General features: G+C 65.6%; 18 protein-coding genes. 7 read left to right on the top strand and 11 right to left on the bottom strand.

What is annotated here, in order from left to right:
* Position 1: 1 nt before the first annotated feature.
* From ACTIF6_RS07890 to ACTIF6_RS07845, 10 genes are read right to left on the bottom strand one after another with little or no spacing between them, the layout of a single operon-like run.
* Positions 2 to 307 carry a DUF3613 domain-containing protein gene (locus tag ACTIF6_RS07890; protein WP_439587412.1) on the bottom strand — a complete coding sequence of 102 codons (306 nt, stop codon included), beginning with the start codon at positions 305 to 307 and terminating at the stop codon, positions 2 to 4.
* 38 nt (positions 308 to 345) lie between these two features.
* Positions 346 to 1149, bottom strand: a complete 804-nt coding sequence (locus ACTIF6_RS07885) for a tetratricopeptide repeat protein (RefSeq protein ID WP_439587411.1) — start codon at positions 1147 to 1149, stop codon at positions 346 to 348.
* A complete protein-coding gene (locus tag ACTIF6_RS07880) occupies positions 1146 to 2081 on the bottom strand; it encodes a type II secretion system F family protein (RefSeq protein WP_439587410.1) in 936 nt (311 codons plus the stop codon). Before ACTIF6_RS07880 ends, ACTIF6_RS07885 begins: the two co-directional genes overlap by 4 nt.
* 11 nt (positions 2082 to 2092) lie before the next feature.
* On the bottom strand, positions 2093 to 3034 hold the full coding sequence (locus ACTIF6_RS07875; protein WP_439587409.1) for a type II secretion system F family protein: 942 nt from the start codon (positions 3032 to 3034) through the stop codon (positions 2093 to 2095).
* Positions 3027 to 4343, bottom strand: coding sequence for a CpaF family protein (locus tag ACTIF6_RS07870; RefSeq protein WP_439587526.1), 1317 nt, complete (start codon positions 4341 to 4343; stop codon positions 3027 to 3029). The genes ACTIF6_RS07875 and ACTIF6_RS07870 overlap by 8 nt, the downstream gene beginning before the upstream one ends.
* A gap of 6 nt (positions 4344 to 4349) precedes the next feature.
* Positions 4350 to 5636, bottom strand: coding sequence for an AAA family ATPase (locus tag ACTIF6_RS07865; protein ID WP_439587408.1), 1287 nt, complete (start codon positions 5634 to 5636; stop codon positions 4350 to 4352).
* A gap of 14 nt (positions 5637 to 5650) precedes the next feature.
* Positions 5651 to 7039, bottom strand: coding sequence for a type II and III secretion system protein family protein (locus ACTIF6_RS07860; RefSeq protein ID WP_439587407.1), 1389 nt, complete (start codon positions 7037 to 7039; stop codon positions 5651 to 5653).
* A gap of 30 nt (positions 7040 to 7069) precedes the next feature.
* Positions 7070 to 8047 carry a Flp pilus assembly protein CpaB gene (gene cpaB, locus ACTIF6_RS07855; protein ID WP_439587406.1) on the bottom strand — a complete coding sequence of 326 codons (978 nt, stop codon included), beginning with the start codon at positions 8045 to 8047 and terminating at the stop codon, positions 7070 to 7072.
* 40 nt (positions 8048 to 8087) lie between these two features.
* Positions 8088 to 8570: a prepilin peptidase gene (locus tag ACTIF6_RS07850; RefSeq protein WP_439587405.1), complete on the bottom strand. Its 483-nt coding sequence runs from the start codon at positions 8568 to 8570 to the stop codon at positions 8088 to 8090.
* A gap of 28 nt (positions 8571 to 8598) precedes the next feature.
* The gene (locus tag ACTIF6_RS07845) at positions 8599 to 8787 is read right to left on the bottom strand and encodes a Flp family type IVb pilin (protein WP_439587404.1); all 189 of its coding nucleotides are present in this window, start codon (positions 8785 to 8787) and stop codon (positions 8599 to 8601) included.
* A gap of 681 nt (positions 8788 to 9468) precedes the next feature.
* On the opposite strand from ACTIF6_RS07845, the gene ACTIF6_RS07840 reads away from it, so the two are divergent.
* The 5 genes from ACTIF6_RS07840 to ACTIF6_RS07820 are packed head-to-tail and all read left to right on the top strand — an operon-like array spanning position 9469 to position 14842.
* Positions 9469 to 10137 carry a GntR family transcriptional regulator gene (locus ACTIF6_RS07840; protein ID WP_439587403.1) on the top strand — a complete coding sequence of 223 codons (669 nt, stop codon included), beginning with the start codon at positions 9469 to 9471 and terminating at the stop codon, positions 10135 to 10137.
* Positions 10134 to 11468: a malonyl-CoA decarboxylase domain-containing protein gene (locus ACTIF6_RS07835; protein WP_439587402.1), complete on the top strand. Its 1335-nt coding sequence runs from the start codon at positions 10134 to 10136 to the stop codon at positions 11466 to 11468. Before ACTIF6_RS07840 ends, ACTIF6_RS07835 begins: the two co-directional genes overlap by 4 nt.
* A 31-nt stretch (positions 11469 to 11499) precedes the next feature.
* Positions 11500 to 12489, top strand: coding sequence for a Bug family tripartite tricarboxylate transporter substrate binding protein (locus tag ACTIF6_RS07830; RefSeq protein WP_439587401.1), 990 nt, complete (start codon positions 11500 to 11502; stop codon positions 12487 to 12489).
* Positions 12486 to 13253 carry an enoyl-CoA hydratase/isomerase family protein gene (locus ACTIF6_RS07825; RefSeq protein WP_439587400.1) on the top strand — a complete coding sequence of 256 codons (768 nt, stop codon included), beginning with the start codon at positions 12486 to 12488 and terminating at the stop codon, positions 13251 to 13253. Before ACTIF6_RS07830 ends, ACTIF6_RS07825 begins: the two co-directional genes overlap by 4 nt.
* 35 nt (positions 13254 to 13288) lie before the next feature.
* Entirely contained in the window at positions 13289 to 14842 is a 1554-nt protein-coding gene (locus ACTIF6_RS07820) for a malonate--CoA ligase (RefSeq protein ID WP_439587399.1), read from the top strand.
* Between the two features lie 293 nt (positions 14843 to 15135).
* Here ACTIF6_RS07820 and ACTIF6_RS07815 read toward each other — a convergent pair whose 3' ends face one another.
* Positions 15136 to 15579 (bottom strand): universal stress protein, encoded by a 444-nt coding sequence (locus ACTIF6_RS07815; protein ID WP_439587398.1) that lies wholly within the window; start codon positions 15577 to 15579, stop codon positions 15136 to 15138.
* 108 nt (positions 15580 to 15687) lie between these two features.
* Between ACTIF6_RS07815 and ACTIF6_RS07810 the strand changes: the two genes are divergently transcribed.
* Positions 15688 to 18003 (top strand): heavy metal translocating P-type ATPase, encoded by a 2316-nt coding sequence (locus tag ACTIF6_RS07810; RefSeq protein ID WP_439587397.1) that lies wholly within the window; start codon positions 15688 to 15690, stop codon positions 18001 to 18003.
* Between the two features lie 9 nt (positions 18004 to 18012).
* The gene (gene ccoS / locus ACTIF6_RS07805) at positions 18013 to 18150 is read left to right on the top strand and encodes a cbb3-type cytochrome oxidase assembly protein CcoS (protein WP_204735344.1); all 138 of its coding nucleotides are present in this window, start codon (positions 18013 to 18015) and stop codon (positions 18148 to 18150) included.
* Positions 18151 to 18195: the final 45 nt, after the last annotated feature.

Here is an 18195-nt window from a genome sequence, read left to right as displayed (position 1 = left end):
CCTACTTCTTCTCCAGCCGCGAACCGAACCACGCCGGAACGGGTTGTTCGAAGCTTTTCAGATAGCGCTGGTGACTGAGGTCGGCCACGTGACCATCGATCGGCCTTGGCGTGGCAGAGGCCTCGTGGCCTTCGCGCTGACGCTGCAGCAGGTTGTGGGTGGCATCGCCCACGCGCACCGTGGGTGAAACCGCCGCCGCCTCGGCAGACGCCGGCGCAGGGGTGGCCTGGGCCCACAGCGGGGATGCCGTGGCGAGCGCGGCCGCCAGGGGCAGGCATTGGAGCGGGTGCTTGAAGAGCGTTTTCATGGGGCCTCCTTGTGTGTGACAGATCAGGGTGTGACAGATCAGGGTGAGCTCAGCGCGGGCCGGCTGGTGAGCGTGGCGCTCAAACGCAGGCCGGTGTGCACGGGGCCGCCAGACGCCTGCGGTTGCGGTTGCGGTTGCGGTTGCGGTGCGAGTTCATGCGCCAGTTGCTCGATGGCCTGGCGCGTGGTGGCGTTGAAACGGGCTTCATCCATCACCTGGCGGGCCTGATCGGCGTTCCCCTGGATCAAGAGATACAGCGCGAGGTTGCTGCGCACCCTGGAACTGGTGGGCTGCAATTGGGCGGCCTGCAAAACCGGCAGGCGCGCCGCATCGAAGCGGCCGGCGCGCAGCAGGGCGTAACCCAGGTCGCTGAGCAACAGGCCGTCGGCGGGCAGCACCTGGCGCGCCTTTTCGAACATCTCGGCGGCGCGAACATAGTCGTTGCTGGCGCCGGCGAGCAGCCCCAGGCCTCGGTAGGCCGCGGCGCGCTCGGGAGCATCCAGCAGTTTTTCGTAGAGCGCGGCGCTGGACGCCTGTTGTCCGGTCTGACGCAGCGCGTCGGCCCGCAGCAGGCGTGTCTCGTTGGTCACGCCCCAGCGCTGCTCAAGCGCGTCGATGTGGGCCAGCGAAGCAAACCACATGCCGTTGCCCTGCATCTGCCGCACCAGCGAGAGGTAGGTGGGCTGGTTGTCCAGGCTGGGTTCTCGGGCGGCGGCCTGCGCGGCCTCTGCCTGCGCTGCATCGGGCAGCGAGGCGCAGCCACCAAGCCCCATGGCACCTGCGGCAAGGAGGAGCGTGCCGCAGCAGCGGCGCAGCGAGGGGAGCAGGGTGGTGGTGTTCATGATCCGGTCATGCTCCCGACGGAGCGGATGATGGCGAGGAAGCCGGGACCCGCGGTGACGATCACCAGCGCGGGCAGGAGGGTGGTGACCATCACGACGGTCATCTTCACGGTGATTTTTCCGATGCGCGCCTTCATGCCCGACTTGCGGTGCATCCGCAACCGTTCGCTGAACTGGCGAATGGGCTCCTGCACGGCGCCGCCGTGCCGGTCCACCTGATTGATCAGGGTGACAAAGTCCATCAGATGCTGGTTGCCGTGCACGCCGGCCATGCGCTGGTAGGCGTGCTCGCGCGTACGGCCCTGGCTGTACTGGCGGTTGGCCCGGGCCACCTCAGCGCCGATCACCGGCATCACATGCTGGAAGTCGCTGGCGATCACCTGCAGGCTCTGGTCCAGACTCAGGCCCACGCTCTGCAGCAGGCCCAGCATGTCCACGAACAGCGGCAGCTCGTTGGCCACACGCTCGCGCTGCTGGCTTGCGCGGTGCTTGAGCCACCATTTGGGCGCCATGAAGCCCACCGCGAATCCGGCTGCAGACCACAGCAGTCCGTTGGCGGTGTGGCCCCCCAGCAGATGGGTCAGCACGGGCAGGCCGAGCGCCAGCACGGAGCGAGCGATCAGCAAGCCAAGCTGGGCACGCACGGTGGGCAGACCGCATTGCTGGATGAGCTGGCGATCTTCATCGGCCACGAGCAGGCGGCCCACGCGGCTCTCCAGCCAGTGGCTGGCCCGTTCGTTGTCCCTCACGATGGACAACTCTTCGGGCAGGACGTGGGCCGGGGCAGCGCCGTCACCCAGGGCGCGCTGGATGACCCGCGCCGCGGTGTGCCGTTGCGCATGGCGGTGCAGCAGCACGGCGGCCACCAGGGTCAGCGCCATGGCCAGCAGGAGCAGGGCCAGGATGGAGAGTTGCAGGGTGTTCATGGCCATGCGTTCCCTCGTCAGGACAGCCTTGCCAGCCGGTACAGCAGCAGTCCGCCGACCGCCTGCAAGGCGAGTGCGCCCACTACCATGACCTGACCGGTGGGGTCGGTCCACATGCGGGCGAAATAGTCACCGTTGGTGGTGATGATGGAGCCGCCGACCACGATCGGCAGCAGCCCGAGAATCCAGGCCGAAAGCCGCGTCTCCGCTGACATGGCCACCAGCTCCTGCTCGGCTTCCTCATGGTCTCGCATGAAGTTCGCCACGCGTTCGAGCAGCAGATCGGAGCGGCCACCGTAACGCACGCCGAGACCAAGAATGGACGCGAGCAGGAACAGTTCGTCGATGCGCACCTTGCGCGCGACCTGCAGCAGCGCCTGGTCGATGTCCAGGCCTGCGCTGACCAGGCCCATGGCGTTGTCCATATGAACGCGCAGCGGTTGCTTGGCACCGGCCACAGCGGTCTGGAAGGCCGCGTGGGTGGAGTTGCCCGTCACGATCAGGCGCACGATGACGTCGAGAAAACCGGGCAACTGGCGAATGATCTGCCGCCGCATGGACTGCACCTTCAGCCAGACCATGAACGCACCGCCGATCAGCAGCATCGCCAACAGGCCCAGCGCACTCACCGCGTTGGACAGCAGGGCGGCGGCGCTCACGGCCACGCCGATAGCGACACACCCGCCGAGCAGGGCGCCGGGCGCCACGGCACCGAGCAGCCAGCCGGGCAGGCGGACTGCGTCTTTGCGCGCGGCCTGGCCAGGTGCCACCTGGACCGTTGGCGCGCCAAAGCGCATCGTGCCCTGGGGCAAGGGGATGGCTTGTGGGTCGATCTTCTCTGCCAGCTGGCGCTGGGCCTGCAAACGACGCTGGCGACGCACCGAAGCGTCCCACAGCAGCACGCCGGCCGCGGCGAGCAGGAGTGCCACCCCGAGGGAGAGGAACGTTCCTTCAGACATCGACGTGTCCTCTGGACTGCTCCTGCAAGCTCTGGCGCAGGCGCGCGATCTTCGGCGAATGCGGCGCCACGCCGAGCGATATCCAGCGGTCACCCTCTTCGCCGCTGGCCTGCACCTGTGTCTCGTGGCGGAACAGCTCCTGCATCGCCACCACGTTGTCGTTCAGGCCGGTGACCTCGCTGATGGACAGGATGCGGCGCGCACCATTGGGCAGGCGGCCGATCTGCACGATGAAGTCGATCGCGTTGGCGATCTGGCGGCGCAGGCTGAGTTCACTGCCCTGGTAGCCAGCGAAACCGGCGAGCATTTCCAGACGGTACAGGCATTCGCGTGGTGAGCTGGCGTGAATGGTGCCCATCGAGCCATCGTGTCCGGTGTTCATGGCCTGCAGCATCTCGATGACCTCGCCACCCCGCACCTCGCCCACGATGATGCGGTCCGGGCGCATGCGCAGGCTGTTGCGCAGCAGATCCCGGATCGCCACGTTGCCTGCTCCGTCGTAGCCACCAGGCCGGCTCTCGAGCCGCACCACGTGCGTGTGGTTGAGTGCGAGTTCGGCGGTGTCTTCAATGGTGACCACGCGTTCGGTGTCCGGCACGAAATTGGCAAGCGCGTTGAGCAGCGAGGTCTTGCCCGAACTGGTGCCACCACTGACCAGGATGTTGCAGCGCGAGCGCACCGCCATTTCCAGCAGGTGGCCCATGGCCTGGTCGAACGTGCCGAGCTGGAACAGGTCTTCCGGGCTCAGCGGGTCCTTGCGGAACTTGCGGATGGAGACCGCCGGCCCGTTGATCACCAGCGGCTCGATGATCACGTTGATGCGACCGCCGTCGCTCAGTCGTGCATCGACCATGGGATTGGATTCGTCGAGCCGGCGGCCGATCGGGGCCAGGATGCGGCGGATGATGCGCATCAGGTGCTCGTTGTCGGTGAAGTGCAGGTGCTCCCTCTGGAGCATGCCGCGGCGCGACACGTACACCTGCTTGCTCCCGTTGATCAGGATGTCCTCGACGGTCGGATCGTTCAGCAGGTCTTCGAGCGGGCCGAAGCCGGCGAACTCTTTCGTCAACGCATCGGCCAGGATCTGGGTCTCGCGCGAGTTGATCGGCACGCGGTGCACACGCACCTGTGTCTCGCATTCGAGGTTGACGAACTGTTGCACCGAACTGCGTGACCAGCGGCCGAATTCGGCACCCAGTTCTTCGATGCGGTTGAGCAGGTGTTCGTGGACGAAGGTCTTGACGGTCTGGAACTCGGCGGAGTTCAGGAAGACTTGCTGAGTGTCCGAGAATTCGACATTGGTGGTCATGGACATTTACCCCCGGTGGATCCACTTGTTCAGCATCTGTGTGAGGCGAGGCGTTCGTGGCAGTTCGGCCTTGTCGGGCGATGCGCTGCCGTCGATCCATGGAACCAGTCCGCGCACCATCTGGCCCACGGCCTGCACGTAGGGATCGTTGCGAGCCGTGTGCGCCAGCAACTGGCCCTGGCACGAGGCCGCCAGCAATGCGCTGGCGCGCGCGGGCAGCACATGTGCCAGCTGGAGGCCGAGCTGGTTGGCAATGTCCAGCGCGGGCAGGTTCACGAAAGGTTCGAACTTGTTGACCACCAGCAGGAGGCGCCGCGTGTTGATGTCATGTTCGCGCAGCTCGCGCAGCAAGGCCGCGGTGGACACGATGCCGCCGATGCTCTGGTCGCACACCACCCAGGTCTGGTCCGCGCTGCTGACCACCTGGGCCATGAAGTCCACCGTGGTGAAGCCGCCCAGATCGGCGATCTGCACGTCGAAGAAGTCGGTCAGGCGCTGGATGAGCGATACCGATTCGGCGTGCGAGATCTCGCGGATCTGCGCCAGGCTGGAGGGCAGCGGCAGAACGGCCAATCCGCTGGTGTGCTGCGCCAGTGCGGTCTGCAGCAAGGTGGCGTCCAGGCGCTGCATGCTGTGCACGCCGTCGACGAAGCTGAATTCGCTCTTGAGGCCGAGGTGGAGGAGGTCGTCGCGTGCGGGCAGACCCAGGTCGAGCAAAGCCACGCCCTGGCGCTGTGGCATGCGGCCCGGCACCCGGTTCAGTGTCAGCGTTCGCTGCTCCTGCAGCAGGGCGCTGAGGTTGCACGCCAGCGTGCTCACGCCCAGCCCGCTGCGTGCGCCCAGCAGTGCGAGGGTGCGGCCCTTGGCCTGAGGTGAACGCAAGCCCTGGCGGCGTGCCATCAGGTCCTGCAGTACGGGCAGCACGTCGCTGGTCTGGCCGTCGAGATCGAGAAAATCGTCCACGCCCGCGCGCAGGGCGGCCAGCGTGGTGTTGGTTTCCGTGGCGTGGCCGGTCCCGATCAGCAACAGCTCGGGCCAGTCGCGACGCAGGGCCGTCGTCAGGTGGGTGCTGCGCAGGGCCTGTGAACCAGAAAAGTCGAGGAACACGGAGCGGGGCTGCGCGGTTGCAATGCGCTCAACCAGCTCTCGCGCGTCGAGCGCGACGGTCGTCACCTGGCCAAGATCGCCCAGCGCTGCATTCAGCCAACCCGCGTGCGTGCCGTTGTCGGACGCGTACAGGTAGGCGTTGTGGCCAGGGCCTGTGGCCTGAAGAGAGGGGGGCATCTTGGTCATGGCGCTGTGGGTGCTCAACGAGAGAAGCCGGGCAAGGCGTCATCGGCACCGCCGCCGACGAGAAAGCCCCGCCAGAACGCCGGGTCGCGCTGCTCGCTGGCGCCAGGAAGCGCCGCGTCCACCTGCGTGCCCTGGGCGAGGGGCTTGACGAGGTGAGGCGTCACCACGATCACGAGTTCCCGCTCGTTCTGCAGGAAATCCTGACGCTTGAACATCGCGCCCAGCACCGGCAGGTCGCCCAGCATGGGAACCTTGTCCACGCTGGACGTGGTGGTGCGACTCACCAGGCCACCGATCACGAAGCTTTCGCCGTCGCCAAGTTCCACCGTGGTGTCCGCGCGGCGGGTGGTGAGGGCTGGCACGGCAACGCCGCTGAGTGTGACGGCATTGGTGTAGTCGAGGTCGCTGGCTTCCGGCGCCACTTTGAGCACGATGCGCTGGTTGGACAGCACGGTCGGCGACACAGTGAGCCCGATGCCGAACGGTTTGTATTCGATGCTGGTGGTGCCCAGGCCCTGCGCGATCGGCACCGGGATCTCGCCGCCGGCCAGGAAGTTGGCGCTCTGGCCTGAGAGGGCGACCAGCGTCGGTTCAGCCAGCACGCGTGCCAGCCCATTGCCTTCGAGCAGCCCCAGATTGAGCCCGATGTTGGCTTTGCCGAAGTTCAAGAGCAGTCCGAAGGCCTGCGCCAGAGGCGACGTGGCCTCCCCCTTGATGACGCCGTTGGCTTCGAAGGTGGTCGAGTTGAGCGAACTCGGCGCGAACACGCCGAAGCTGAAACCATGCTTGTTGGGGGCGGTGCTGAAGATGTTGAGGCCGGCCTGCTTGAGCACTCGCTTGTTGAACTCCACGATCTTGACTTCCACCTGCACGCTCTGGCTCTTCACGTCCAGGGTGGATCGGTCCGCCAGCGAGGCCTTTTCAGGGCGCGCTGCCAGCGCGGTCTCGCGTGCCTGCTGGTGTTCGGTGACCGAGGGGAAACTGCCCTGCAGCACCGCGCTGCCGCGCTGCACGTCGATGGAATAGGTGGTGGCGTTTTCGCTGCCGCGCTCCCACACCAGCAGCGACGTGCTGCCTGGCGCCTTGGCCGTGATGATGAGCCTGGCCGCCGGCGCACCCGATGCGCTGCGTGTCTTTCGCATGACCATGACCGAGGCGACCTGCTCGTTGGCGATGGCGATGCGTTCCACCCCCTTGTCGATGACCAGCTCGTGTTGCGTGCCGGCGACCAGCGCGAGTGGCGTGGCAGAGCGATCCGAGGCCGCGGCAGCTCCTGTGGCGGGCTGCGCGAACAGGCCGTTCGAGGTGGCCGTCATCAGAAGACCTGCCAGCAGCGCCAGTCGGGGCCAGTGCGACAGGTGACCCGAAAGGGGTCCGACGGTGGGCGAATTGGGCTTGAACATGCGGGCACCTGGTGGTTGTGGCGGGTGGATTCAGTAGCGCACGGTGTCGCGGCGATCGCCGCGGATGATCTCGACCTCCTGGCCGGCCGGCGGGACCGCCGCCAGCACCGGGCGGGTCATCGCGCTGGTGGGCGAGAGCCGGCGCGTGGACGATGCGCCGACGCCAGACGCCAGATCCTGGGTGGTGAGGCCCGCGAGCGCGCGGTCGATGCCCGTGAGGCCGGACCCGCCGCGTCGGCCCGCTTGTGGCTGCAAGGCGGTCTGCAGCTCGGCGAACAGTCCAGGATCCGGTTCGGTGGTGTCGTTCGGATGGCGCAAGGCCAGCAACAGGCGACCGTGGGTCTCGCCCAGCGCCAGGCGATTCACATCTTCCACCCGCACGGCCAGCACCGCGGTGCGGGCCGGCAGATTGCTGTTCGCCTGCGGTTTCTGGTTGCCACGGCCCTCGGCGCTGGGGGGCATGCCATCCACCGACGCGCTGCCAAAGGCCAGCACGCGCATGCGCGACAGCAGCAGGCGCGACTGGCTGCGCTCCACATCCTTGCCGTCGGCCTTGAGGGCGAAGAACACATCCACGAAGTCGCCCGGGCGCACGTTGTTGCCCACGCCCATGACCTCATCGGCTTTCACGGCGACGGCCCGCTCGCCGGCCTCGAGCCGCATGGACAAGCCCGACACCAGCTGGTTTTCGAGCAGCGGCGCGCCGGTACCCAGTTCGAACACCGGCACACGGCCCACCACCTCGGCCACGCTCATGAAGGCTCCGCCCGGGTTGATGGTGAGTTGTGCCACGCGCAGCGCGCTGGCTTCGATGGCCTGGCCAGCGGGCAAGGTTTTGGTGGCCACCACCACCGGGAATGTGGCTTCGGGGGCAGCCGCCGGTCGCGCCAGCGGCTGCTGGATGACCACAGGTGCTGCAGGCTGGCGGCTGAGCATCCAGGCGTAGCCGATCAGCAGAAGGGCCAGCAACACCAGGACGGCGGCGATGATTTTGGAGAATCGGATCATGGTGCTGTGAGGGGTGGTGGGTGAATCGGGGTGGCGGGTTTCAACCGCCCGGGCCGCAGACCATGAAGACGATGGTCGCGATGGCGAGATAGGCGGCCAGGGGGACCGGGCGCGGACGGTTGCCCGTGCCTCCAGGCCGACCGGACAAGGCCAGGGCCAGCCGGGGCGCAAGTGGCCAGCGCTGCAGGGCCAGCCAGAGCAGGCTGTGCAGCGCGGCGAGCAAACTGGCCGCCAACCAGATGGGCAGCAGCGGCTGCACACCCATCCAGAGACCAAGGGCGCCTGCGAACTTCACGTCGCCCGCGCCCATCAGCCCGACGGCATGGAAGCAGAGCAGCCCGCCGAAAGCGACGGCACTTCCCAGCAAGGCGTCGGTCCAGCGCACGCCGAAGGGTTGAAGGTCAAGGGCCAGCGCCACCAGGGCCAGCGCCACGCCTGCCAGCACGAGCCCATTGCGCACCCGCCGCTCACGGCCATCCTGGACGATGGTCGTCAGCAACCAGAGGAGCAGGGCCAGCGTCATGGCGAGTGCCGGATGTGGTGGGCAAGACTCAGGGGGTGGTGACACCCGTGGCCACGTTCCGCACGTTGGTGAAGATGGCCTCCAGCGTGCCTCTGACCCCATCGTCGCCGTTGAAAACCGCCAGCAGGATGACGGCCATCAGGCCGGCGATGATTCCGTATTCGATGGCCGTGGCGCCTTCTTCGTCGCGCAGGAAGCGGGTGATGCGTGCATTCATGATGAACTCCTTTGGGAAAACTCGAGACAAAAACAGAGAACTTTGGACTTCATGTCACCGTGGTCATATAGGCCTCGATGTACTCATTGTTCTGGCGATATGGGTGCCAGTGCATTACTTGTATGAAATTCAAACAGGCCTTTCTAATTCATCGTCGATCGTTCAATCGATGAAGGCCAATGCGTCTTTTCAATAAGCCAACCTCCTGTGTTCCATATGCCTCAGCAGGATGTTTCCATCTGCTTGTCCAACATTCCCTACAAGCCAATCAAGCTTTCCTTACACCTAATAACTTACATGATAAAACAATGTTAAATAATTGTTTTATAAGCGTTTTATTTAAACTTTGATCCTGTGGATGCTATCGGTCAGGCAATTTGATAATGAAGTAAAGACAAGGGCTTGTGCCGCCCATTAATTGCTTTTGGATGCCTTGATGTGAGATTTTTCGCGCTGAATTTGACTTGTGCATGCCTGAACATGAAGCCTCGCCGAGTGAGGTGAATTTCAAATGCAGTAATGGGCCGTGAAACTGCTGGATCAATGCAACAATTTGCATTGATCGGATGGCGCGTTGCATGGGGGTAAGGGGCCCGTGGCGGACCAGGCATGCGGGTAAGCACGGAGTGCGTTCAGGGGATTCGCGTCTTTAGAATTACGCGTAATTACAGGTGATTACGGATGCGACTGGTACTGAACTCCCTCCACGACGAAGTAGCGGCCAAGCTGCGCGAAAGCATCTTCGCGGGCGAACTGCCGCCCGGCAGCTTCATCGACGAACCCGCGTTGTGCGCCTCGTTGTCCATCTCGCGCACCCCGCTGCGCGAGGCACTCAAGGTGCTTACCGCAGAAGGGCTGCTGCGCCACGAGCCGCGCCGTGGGTGCTTCGTGAGCCAGATCACCGAGCGGGATCTGGACGACATCTTTCCCGTGCTCGCGCTTCTGGAAGGCCGTTGTGCATTCGAAGCCGCCAACAACGCCACTGACGCGGAACTGCTCGCCCTGGAGCAACTGCACGACCGTCTCAACCGCAGCGCCCGGGCGCGGCGCATCACCGACTATTACGAGGCCAACTTCGCCATCCACGAAGCCATCATCACCCTGGCCAACAACCGCTGGCTGGCGCAGGTGATCGGCGACCTGCGCAAGATCGTCAAGCTCGCGCGCCTGCAGCAATTGCACGCGCCGGGCCGGCTGGACCAAAGCCTGTCCGAACACATGGCGGTGTTCGCCGCGCTCAAGGCGCGCGATGCCGAGGGCGCCGAAGCCGCCATGCGCACCCACCTCACACGCCAGCGCGTGGCCCTGCGCGAACTGGCGCGAAGCCAGACATCGAGGTTGTCCGCATGAACACACCCCAGTGGTTGACCGAGGGGGTCTCGCGCTTGCGTTCTTCGTCCAGCAAGAAGCTGGTGCCGCGTTCCACGGATGAACGCCTGCACGCCACGCTGCGCCATGACGACGAAGCCATGTCGCCCCGGATGCTTCGCCAGGCACTCAAGGACTTGAAAGGCATCGTCGATCCGATGGTGAGCGAGGTGGAGGGCGGGCGCCGCGCGCAGACCGTGATGGACTGGTACACCAGCGCCGAACCTTCGCATCGGCGCGACCTGTGGCTGCTCATGAGCGAGCACTTCATGGCCGATCCGCAGCAGGTGAAGAAGGCCCAGGCGCAATACGCCGCCGCCGTGGGCACGGCCGATGAGGCCGCCGCCGAGGTGCTGTTCCGGCGTGCCACGGTGTCGCCGCGCCGACGCGTGCTGCAGCGCTTCAGCGCAAATCCCGACGGGGTGCGCTTCCTCGTGGACATGCGGGCCGAAATGCAGCCGCACCTCAAGGGCGACAAGCGGTTGCTGGCGCTGGACGTGGAGATGGAATACATGTTCTCCACCTGGTTCGACGTCGGTTTCCTGGAGTTGCGCCGCATCACCTGGGATTCGCCTGCCTCGTTGGTGGAGAAGCTGATCCGATATGAAGCGGTGCACGACATCCGAAGCTGGACCGATGTGAAGAACCGGCTGGACAGTGATCGCCGCTGCTATGGCTTCTTCCATCCGCGCCTGCCCGAGGAGCCGCTGATCTTTGTCGAGGTGGCCCTCACGAACGGGATCGCCGACAGCATCACACCGTTGCTGGACGAAACCGCCGCTCCAGCCGATCTGGATCGCGCGACCACCGCGATTTTCTATTCGATCAGCAACACCCAGACCGGCCTGCGGGGCGTGAGTTTTGGTGATTCGCTGATCAAGCGTGTGGTCGAGACGCTGCACCAGGAATTTCCCCGCCTCAAGCAGTTCGCCACGCTCTCGCCCATTCCCGGCTTGCGCGCCTGGTTGAACAAGACGGCGCCCGCCGACTTGCTCAAGTCCTGGGAGCAGGCGCACGAATTGCCCGAGGGTTTGGACGATCGTCGCGCCTTGCTGGGCTGGGCCGCGCGGTACCTGGGCCAGGAGTTGATCGACGGCAAGCCGCTCGACGCGGTGGCGCGGTTCCACCTGGGCAATGGCGCCCGCGTGGAACGCCTGAACTGGGCCGCCGATCCGTCTCCCAAGGGCTTGAAGCAGTCCCATGGTCTCATGGTGAACTATCTCTACGATCTCAAGCGCCTGGACAAACACCGCGCCTCGCTGGCGCAGGGAAAAATCCCGATAGCAGCGGCCATCAAGGACCTTTACCTTTGAAGCCGCCATTTCAACCACAGGAGACAACAGCATGAATCATCAGAACCTGAACCGCAGGGACATATTGCGAGCCGCCGTCGCGGGGGCCGCCGTTTACGGCACGGCAGGACACGCCCAGTCGACCTGGCCGACCAAGCCGGTGACGATGATCGTGCCGTTTCCTGCCGGTGGCGGTACGGATGCCTTTGCCCGGCCCATGGGTGCGCAGTTCACTCGCCTGACGGGCAAGTCGTTGGTGATCGACAACCGCGGCGGTGCCGGTGGCACGCTGGGCGCAGGCATCGCGGCCAAGGCCGCGCCGGACGGCTACACCCTGTTCATGGGTGCCGTGCACCACGCCATCGCGCCCAGCATGTACCCCAAACTGGACTACAACATCGAGACCGATCTGGTGCCTCTGATCCTGGTGGCCAGCGTGCCGCAGGTGGTGGTGGTCAACCCCAAGCGCGTGACCGCCGCGAACTTCAAGGAGTTCCTGGCCCAGGCCAAAGCCAACCCTGGCAAGCTCAATTACGCCTCGGCCGGAGGCGGCACGTCCCACCACCTGGCGGGCGAGCTGTTCAAGCAGCAGACCAACACCTTCATCACGCATATTCCGTATCGCGGTGCGGGACCTGCGCTCAACGACCTGATCGCCGGGCAGGTGGACGTCATGTTCGATGGCCTGGGTTCTTCCGCTGGCCACATCAAGGGCGGACGCATCAAGGCCCTGATGGTCTCAGGCAAGGAGCGCAGCGCTGCGTTGCCCGACGTGCCCTGCGCGGCCGAAATGGGATTGCCGGATTACAACGTGACCACGTGGTATGGGGTATGGGCGCCCAAGGGCACACCCGCAGATGCCCAGGCGCGCGCCATCGAGGAGATCCGCAGGGCTGTGAGCACCGATGAAGCCAAGGCCGTCTGGGCCAGCCAGGGCGCCGAGTTCGCGAACGTGAGTGGCCCACAGTTCGATGCGTTCGTGAAGGGCGAGATCCAGAAGTGGGCGCAGGTGGTCAAGGCTTCGGGCGCCAAACTCGAATGAGCGGTCGGGTTCGCGTCGACACGGATGGCCCGCTGGCTCGGGTCACCTTGAGCCATTCCGGCAAGTTCAACGCCATGTCGCGCGCGATGTGGCGGGAGCTGCGCTCGGTCTTCGAGGCGCTCCAGCACCGGGCCGACCTGCGCTGCGTGATCGTGGCCGGGGAGGGCGGGCACTTCTGCGCAGGGGGCGACATTGCCGAGTACCCGGAATTCCGTTTCGACGAAGCAAGCCTGCGCGAGTTTCACGAGAGCGACGTGTGGGGTGGTCTGGGCGCCATGCTGGCGTGCGACCTGCCCATCGTCGCGCAGATCGAGGGCAACTGCATGGGCGCGGGCGTGGAGATCGCCTGCTGCTGCGACATCCGGCTGGCTGCCGACACGGCGCGCTTTGGTGCACCCATTGCGCGGCTGGGTTTCCCCATGGCTCCGCGAGAGGCTCAACTGGTGTTGCGCGAAGCAGGCGCAGCCACGGCACGCGAGATGCTGCTGGAGGCCGCCGTGCTCGATGCCCCCGAGATGAAGGCGCGGGGCTTCCTGAACGAGGTGCTGCCTTCGCATGAAGTGGCAGCGCGTGCGCACGAACGTGCGCAGCGCCTGGCCCAACTGGCTCCGCAGGCGGCACGCCTGAACAAGCAGGCCTTGCGTGCCCTCACGGGTGCAGTGCCTGCCCCCGCCTTGCTCGACGAGGCGTACCGCTATGCCGACAGCGCCGAGCACCAGGAGGGCATTGCCGCCTTTCTGGGCAAGCGCCGCGCGGCGTTCTGATCATTCCGAGTTTTCGCAACGCTCACCGCATTCCCATGGACAACCACAATCTCTTTGCCGCACTGCGTTCGGCATTCCCGGCCAATCTGGATGCCACCGCTGTCGAGACCGTGGGCGGCGCCCACGCCGGCCTGCGCTATTCGTGGCGCGACCTCGATCGCGCGAGCGCCATGATGGCCAACCTGCTCGACTCGCTGAAACTGCCCACCGGCTCGCGCATCGCGGTGCAGGTGGAGAAATCGGTGGAGGCGCTGGTGCTCTACCTGGCCACGCTGCGCGCCGGCCATGTGTTCCTGCCGCTCAACACCGCGTACCAGGCCGGAGAGATCGAGTACTTCATCGGCAACGCCGAACCCGCTGTGGTCGTGTGCAGCAAGGCCAATTTCGGCTGGGTCTCCAAGATCGCTTTCAAGGCGGGTACGCGCCATGTGTACACGCTGGATGAAGACCGCAGCGGCACGCTGCTGGATCGCGCCGCCCACCACAGCGATGCGCACACGCCAGCCATCCGGCGTGCCGACGATCTGGCCGTGATCATCTACACCAGCGGCACCACCGGGCGCAGCAAAGGCGCCATGCTCTCGCACGGCAACATGCTGAGCAACGCACAGGTGCTGCAGAAGTACTGGGGTTGGCAGCCCGACGATGTGCTCATTCACGCACTCCCGATCTTCCATGTGCATGGCCTGTTCGTCGCCATCCATGGCGCGCTGATCAATGGCAGCCCTTTGCTCTGGCTCAACCGCTTCGACCCGCGTGCGGTGGTGGAGCTGTTCCCGCGTGCCACGGTGTTCATGGGCGTGCCCACGCTGTACGTGCGCATGCTGGCTGAACCGGGCCTCACGAAGCAGCAGGTGGCCCAAATGCGCCTCTTCGTCTCCGGCTCGGCGCCGCTGCTGATCGAGACCTTCGACGAGTGGAAGGTGCGCACCGGCCACACCATCCTGGAACGCTATGGCATGAGCGAGACGGTGATGATCACCTCCAATCCCTACGCGGCCGATGCGCGCTTTGCCGGACAGTCCGAGCGCCGTGGCGGAACGGTGGGCTTCGTGCTGCCCGGCATCGAGCTGCGCGTGGTGGACGAGGCCAACCAGCCACTGCCTGCGGGCGAGATTGGCGGTATTCAGGTGCGTGGGCCCAATGTGTTCAAGGGCTACTGGCGCATGCCCGAGAAGACCGCCGAGGAGTTCACGGCCGAAGGCTTCTTCAAGACCGGCGACGTGGGGCGCGTCGATGATCGCGGCTACGTGAGCATCGTCGGGCGCAGCAAGGACCTCATCATTTCCGGTGGCTACAACGTGTACCCGGCGGAGATCGAGGGATACATCAACGAGATGGCCGGCGTGGCCGAGAGCGCGGTGGTGGGCGTGCCGCATCCGGACTTCGGCGAGGTGGGCGTGGCGGTGCTGACGACCAAGCCGGGTGCGGTGGTGAAGCCCGATGAGGTGGTGGCCGCGCTCAAGGCCCGGCTGGCCAACTTCAAGATTCCCAAGCGCTGTTTCGTGGTGGATGAGTTGCCGCGCAACACCATGGGGAAGGTGCAGAAGAATCTGCTGCGGGATCAGTACAAGGGTTTGTTTTCCTGAGTGCTTTCTCCGGTGGCTCCGGTCGGCGGTGATCGGGTGCCCGGCTCCGCGAATGTCCTCCGAGTCGGCTTTGCCGCCTCTCCCCCTTTATTTCGCTGCGCCGGACACCCGATCACCGCCGACCTCGTTGGCACTATCAAAAGAGCGCCTACTTCGTCCCTGAGCTTGCGGTCATGGTGTGTTCTGCGCAGCGGCATTAAGGAGGAGGCGGCCTCCCGCCGCCGGGGGACAGCCGCGGAGCAGAGCACACCGCGCCCGCGAGCTTGCAAGCCGCAGCGAGTGAAAGGACCTCCTTAGCGCAGCACCAGCACAGGAATATGCGAATGCGTCAACACCTGCTGCGTTTCGCTCCCCAGCAGAAGGCGCTTGATGCCCTTGCGCCCATGCGAAGCCATCACGATCAGGTCGCACTTGCTGCGCTTGGCCGTGGCAATGATGGCCTCGGCGATCAGGTCCGACTTGACCGTCACCGGCTTGACCTTCACCTCCAGCAACTGCCCGGCGGACTTCACCGCATTCACTGCGGCCATGCCCTCCTCATGCCATTGCTTCTCGATGCGCGCCACCTCGGCGGCTGCGAGCGCCACGCCCCCTTCGAAATACGTCTGCGGGTAGCGCGGTATCACTTTGAGCGCCACCACCTCGGCACCCGTGAGGTCGGCCAGGTTGATGGCGTGTTCCACCGCCTGTTGCGAAAGTTTGGAGCCGTCGGTGGCCACCAGGATGCGCTTGTACATGGGGTACTCCTCGAAGTTGCGAGTGGGAAGCCCAGCGTAGCAAACCGAGCCCGCCTCGGGTTGACCTATGTCAATGGCATGACGCCAAGTCCACCTTAACCTACCGCCATGAACCGAATCGTCGCCACGCTGCCGGTGGGGTCTTTCTCGCTCGCCGATGCGACGTCGGCGGGTGCGCATCGCGGCGCGCTCACCGTTACCGACGACTTTGCCGTGCTCGACGACCCTGTGGAGCAGCAGACCTTCACCGACATCTCCGAAGACATCGAAGGCCAGAAGCAGGCCGAATCCGTGCTGATGGTGCAGGGCATGTATTGCGCCGCCTGCGCCGACGCGGTGGAGTCCGCACTGCAGGATCTGCCCGGCGTGCGGCAGGCCCGGGTGCACGCGGCCACGCGTCGCCTTCGCGTGCACTGGGACCCGGCCATCACGCAGATGTCCGTGCTGGCGCGCGCCGTGGGGGCCACGGGCTACCGCCTGTTGCCCCTGCAACAGGCGCTTTCCATCAGTCAGCGCTTGCTGGAGACGCGTCAGGCGCTCTGGCGCCTGTTTGTGGCGGGCTTCTGCATGATGCAGGTGATGATGTACGCGTGGCCAGCGTACGTGACCGAGCCTGGCGACATTCCGGCCGACATCGAACAACTGCTGCGCTGGGCCAGCTGGGTGATCAGTCTGCCGGTGGTGTTCTTCGCCAGCGGTCCCTTCTTCCGCAGCGCCTGGCGGGACCTCCAACGGGGCCGAGTGGGCATGGACACGCCTGTGTCCATCGGCATCCTCATCACGTTTCTGGCCAGTTCGGCGGCCACATTCGATCCGACTGGGCCCTGGGGCTCCGAAGTGTGGTTCGACTCGCTCACCATGTTCGTGTTCTTCCTGCTCGGCGGTCGCTATCTGGAGCACAAGGCGCGCGATCGCACGGCGGGTGCACTCGACAGCCTGATGAACCGGCTGCCACAGGCGTGCGAGCGCCAGGGCGCCGGCGGCGCGTTCGAGACCGTTTCCATTCGCCGATTGCTGGCGGGCGATGTGGTGCGCGTCTCAGCAGGCCAGGCCTTTCCGGCCGATGGCGAACTGTTGAGCGAGCGCGCCACGGTGGACGAGGCCTTGCTCACAGGTGAGTCGCATCCCTTGACACGCAGGCAAGGCCAGGCGGTGGTGGCGGGCAGCTTCAACCTGGGTGGCCCTGTGCTGGTGCGGCTGCAGCGCGTGGGTGCGGACACCCGGTTCGCCCAGATCGTGCGACTGATGGAACAGGCTTCCACGGAAAAGCCACGCCTGGCCCAGCTCGCCGATCGCGTGGCTGCGCCTTTCCTGGTGATTGTGTTGCTGGCGGCGGCGTTGGCTGGCGTGTACTGGTGGCAGATCGACCACACGCAGGCGCTGGCCGTGGCCGTGGCGGTGCTGATCGTCACCTGCCCCTGCGCGTTGTCGCTCGCCACCCCGACAGCCATGCTGGCCTCGGCAGGTGCGCTGGCACGGCGCGGCGTGCTGGTGCGCCGCCTGCAGGCCTTCGAGACACTCGCTGGCGTGAATGCCGTGGTGTTCGACAAGACTGGCACGCTGACCCACGAAGGGTTGCAACTGCGTGAAATGAGCACACGGCCGGGCGCAGCACACGACCACGCATTGGCCCTGGCGGCTGCGCTGGCGGAAGGGTCGCTGCATCCGGCTTCGCGTGCCATCGTGGCAGAAGCGCGTGCGCGATTGCTGGTGTTGCCGCTGATGCTGGAGCGCACTGAGGTGGCCGGGCAGGGCATGAAGGGCCTGGGTGCCGATGGGCCGGTGCGCCTTGGCTCGGCGGATTTCTGTGGTGCAGTGCTTCCGGAAAGCGATTCACCCGTGGTGCACCTGGCCGACGGCACGGGCTGGCTGGCCAGCTTCGAGCTGCAGGAGTCCCTGCGTGTCGATGCTCGCGAAGCTGTTTCGGCCTTGCACGCCATGGGGGTGCGCACCTGGTTGCTTTCCGGTGACCGCGCGGAGTCGGCCATGCGCGTGGGCGAGGCGGTGGGCGTGGACCATGTCATCGCCGGTGCGACGCCCGAGCGGAAACTTGCCGAAGTGAGCGCCTTGCAGGCCAGTGGTCTGAAGGTGGCCATGGTGGGTGACGGGTTGAACGATGGCCCGGTGCTGGCCCGTGCCGACACCTCCTTCGCACTCGGCCATGCGGCCCCTCTGGCGCAGGCCCAGTCCGACTACATCATTCAGGGCGGACAGGTAGTGGACGTGGTGCGCACGCTGCGCCACGCGCGTTCGACCCTGCGCATCGTCCGGCAGAACCTGGCCTGGGCGGCGGCGTACAACGCGGTGAGCGTGCCACTGGCACTGGCCGGCTACATGCCGCCAGCGCTCGCCGGACTGGGCATGGCCCTGAGTTCGCTGCTGGTGATCGGCAATGCGCTGCGCCTGGCCCGCGCCCACGACTGAAAGCCCCGCATGGACATCCTGTACCTGTTGATTCCTCTGTCCGTGCTTCTTGTGTTCGGGATCATCGGCGTCTTCTGGTGGGCGCTGCAAGCGGGTCAGTTCGACAACATCGAACGCGAAGGCGAGCGAATTCTGAAGGGCGATTGAGCTCGGTTGACCTAGGTCAAGGTGACGACCTCGCGCTGTGATGAC

Origin of the sequence: Hydrogenophaga sp., from assembly GCF_051860785.1 — a bacterium.
Lineage (GTDB): Bacteria > Pseudomonadota > Gammaproteobacteria > Burkholderiales > Burkholderiaceae_C > Hydrogenophaga.
The sequence above is the reverse complement of the archived record's forward strand: the minus strand, read 5'-3'. Positions and strand labels throughout refer to the sequence as shown.

Bases quoted from the DNA above. Each gene is read 5' to 3' on its own strand.
- ACTIF6_RS07815 (WP_439587398.1), bottom strand. From the start codon at position 15,579: ATGTACAAGCGCATCCTGGTGGCCACCGACGGCTCCAAACTTTCGCAA.
- ACTIF6_RS07865 (WP_439587408.1), bottom strand. From the start codon at position 5,636: ATGACCAAGATGCCCCCCTCTCTTCAGGCCACAGGCCCTGGCCACAAC.
- ACTIF6_RS07835 (WP_439587402.1), top strand. From the start codon at position 10,134: ATGAACACACCCCAGTGGTTGACCGAGGGGGTCTCGCGCTTGCGTTCT.
- ACTIF6_RS07830 (WP_439587401.1), top strand. From the start codon at position 11,500: ATGAATCATCAGAACCTGAACCGCAGGGACATATTGCGAGCCGCCGTC.
- ACTIF6_RS07885 (WP_439587411.1), bottom strand. From the start codon at position 1,149: ATGAACACCACCACCCTGCTCCCCTCGCTGCGCCGCTGCTGCGGCACG.
- cpaB (WP_439587406.1), bottom strand. From the start codon at position 8,047: ATGATCCGATTCTCCAAAATCATCGCCGCCGTCCTGGTGTTGCTGGCC.
- ACTIF6_RS07870 (WP_439587526.1), bottom strand. From the start codon at position 4,343: ATGACCACCAATGTCGAATTCTCGGACACTCAGCAAGTCTTCCTGAAC.
- ACTIF6_RS07875 (WP_439587409.1), bottom strand. From the start codon at position 3,034: ATGTCTGAAGGAACGTTCCTCTCCCTCGGGGTGGCACTCCTGCTCGCC.
- ACTIF6_RS07890 (WP_439587412.1), bottom strand. From the start codon at position 307: ATGAAAACGCTCTTCAAGCACCCGCTCCAATGCCTGCCCCTGGCGGCC.
- ACTIF6_RS07810 (WP_439587397.1), top strand. From the start codon at position 15,688: ATGAACCGAATCGTCGCCACGCTGCCGGTGGGGTCTTTCTCGCTCGCC.
- ACTIF6_RS07820 (WP_439587399.1), top strand. From the start codon at position 13,289: ATGGACAACCACAATCTCTTTGCCGCACTGCGTTCGGCATTCCCGGCC.
- ACTIF6_RS07825 (WP_439587400.1), top strand. From the start codon at position 12,486: ATGAGCGGTCGGGTTCGCGTCGACACGGATGGCCCGCTGGCTCGGGTC.
- ACTIF6_RS07850 (WP_439587405.1), bottom strand. From the start codon at position 8,570: ATGACGCTGGCCCTGCTCCTCTGGTTGCTGACGACCATCGTCCAGGAT.
- ACTIF6_RS07840 (WP_439587403.1), top strand. From the start codon at position 9,469: ATGCGACTGGTACTGAACTCCCTCCACGACGAAGTAGCGGCCAAGCTG.
- ACTIF6_RS07880 (WP_439587410.1), bottom strand. From the start codon at position 2,081: ATGGCCATGAACACCCTGCAACTCTCCATCCTGGCCCTGCTCCTGCTG.
- ACTIF6_RS07860 (WP_439587407.1), bottom strand. From the start codon at position 7,039: ATGTTCAAGCCCAATTCGCCCACCGTCGGACCCCTTTCGGGTCACCTG.
- ccoS (WP_204735344.1), top strand. From the start codon at position 18,013: ATGGACATCCTGTACCTGTTGATTCCTCTGTCCGTGCTTCTTGTGTTC.
- ACTIF6_RS07845 (WP_439587404.1), bottom strand. From the start codon at position 8,787: ATGAATGCACGCATCACCCGCTTCCTGCGCGACGAAGAAGGCGCCACG.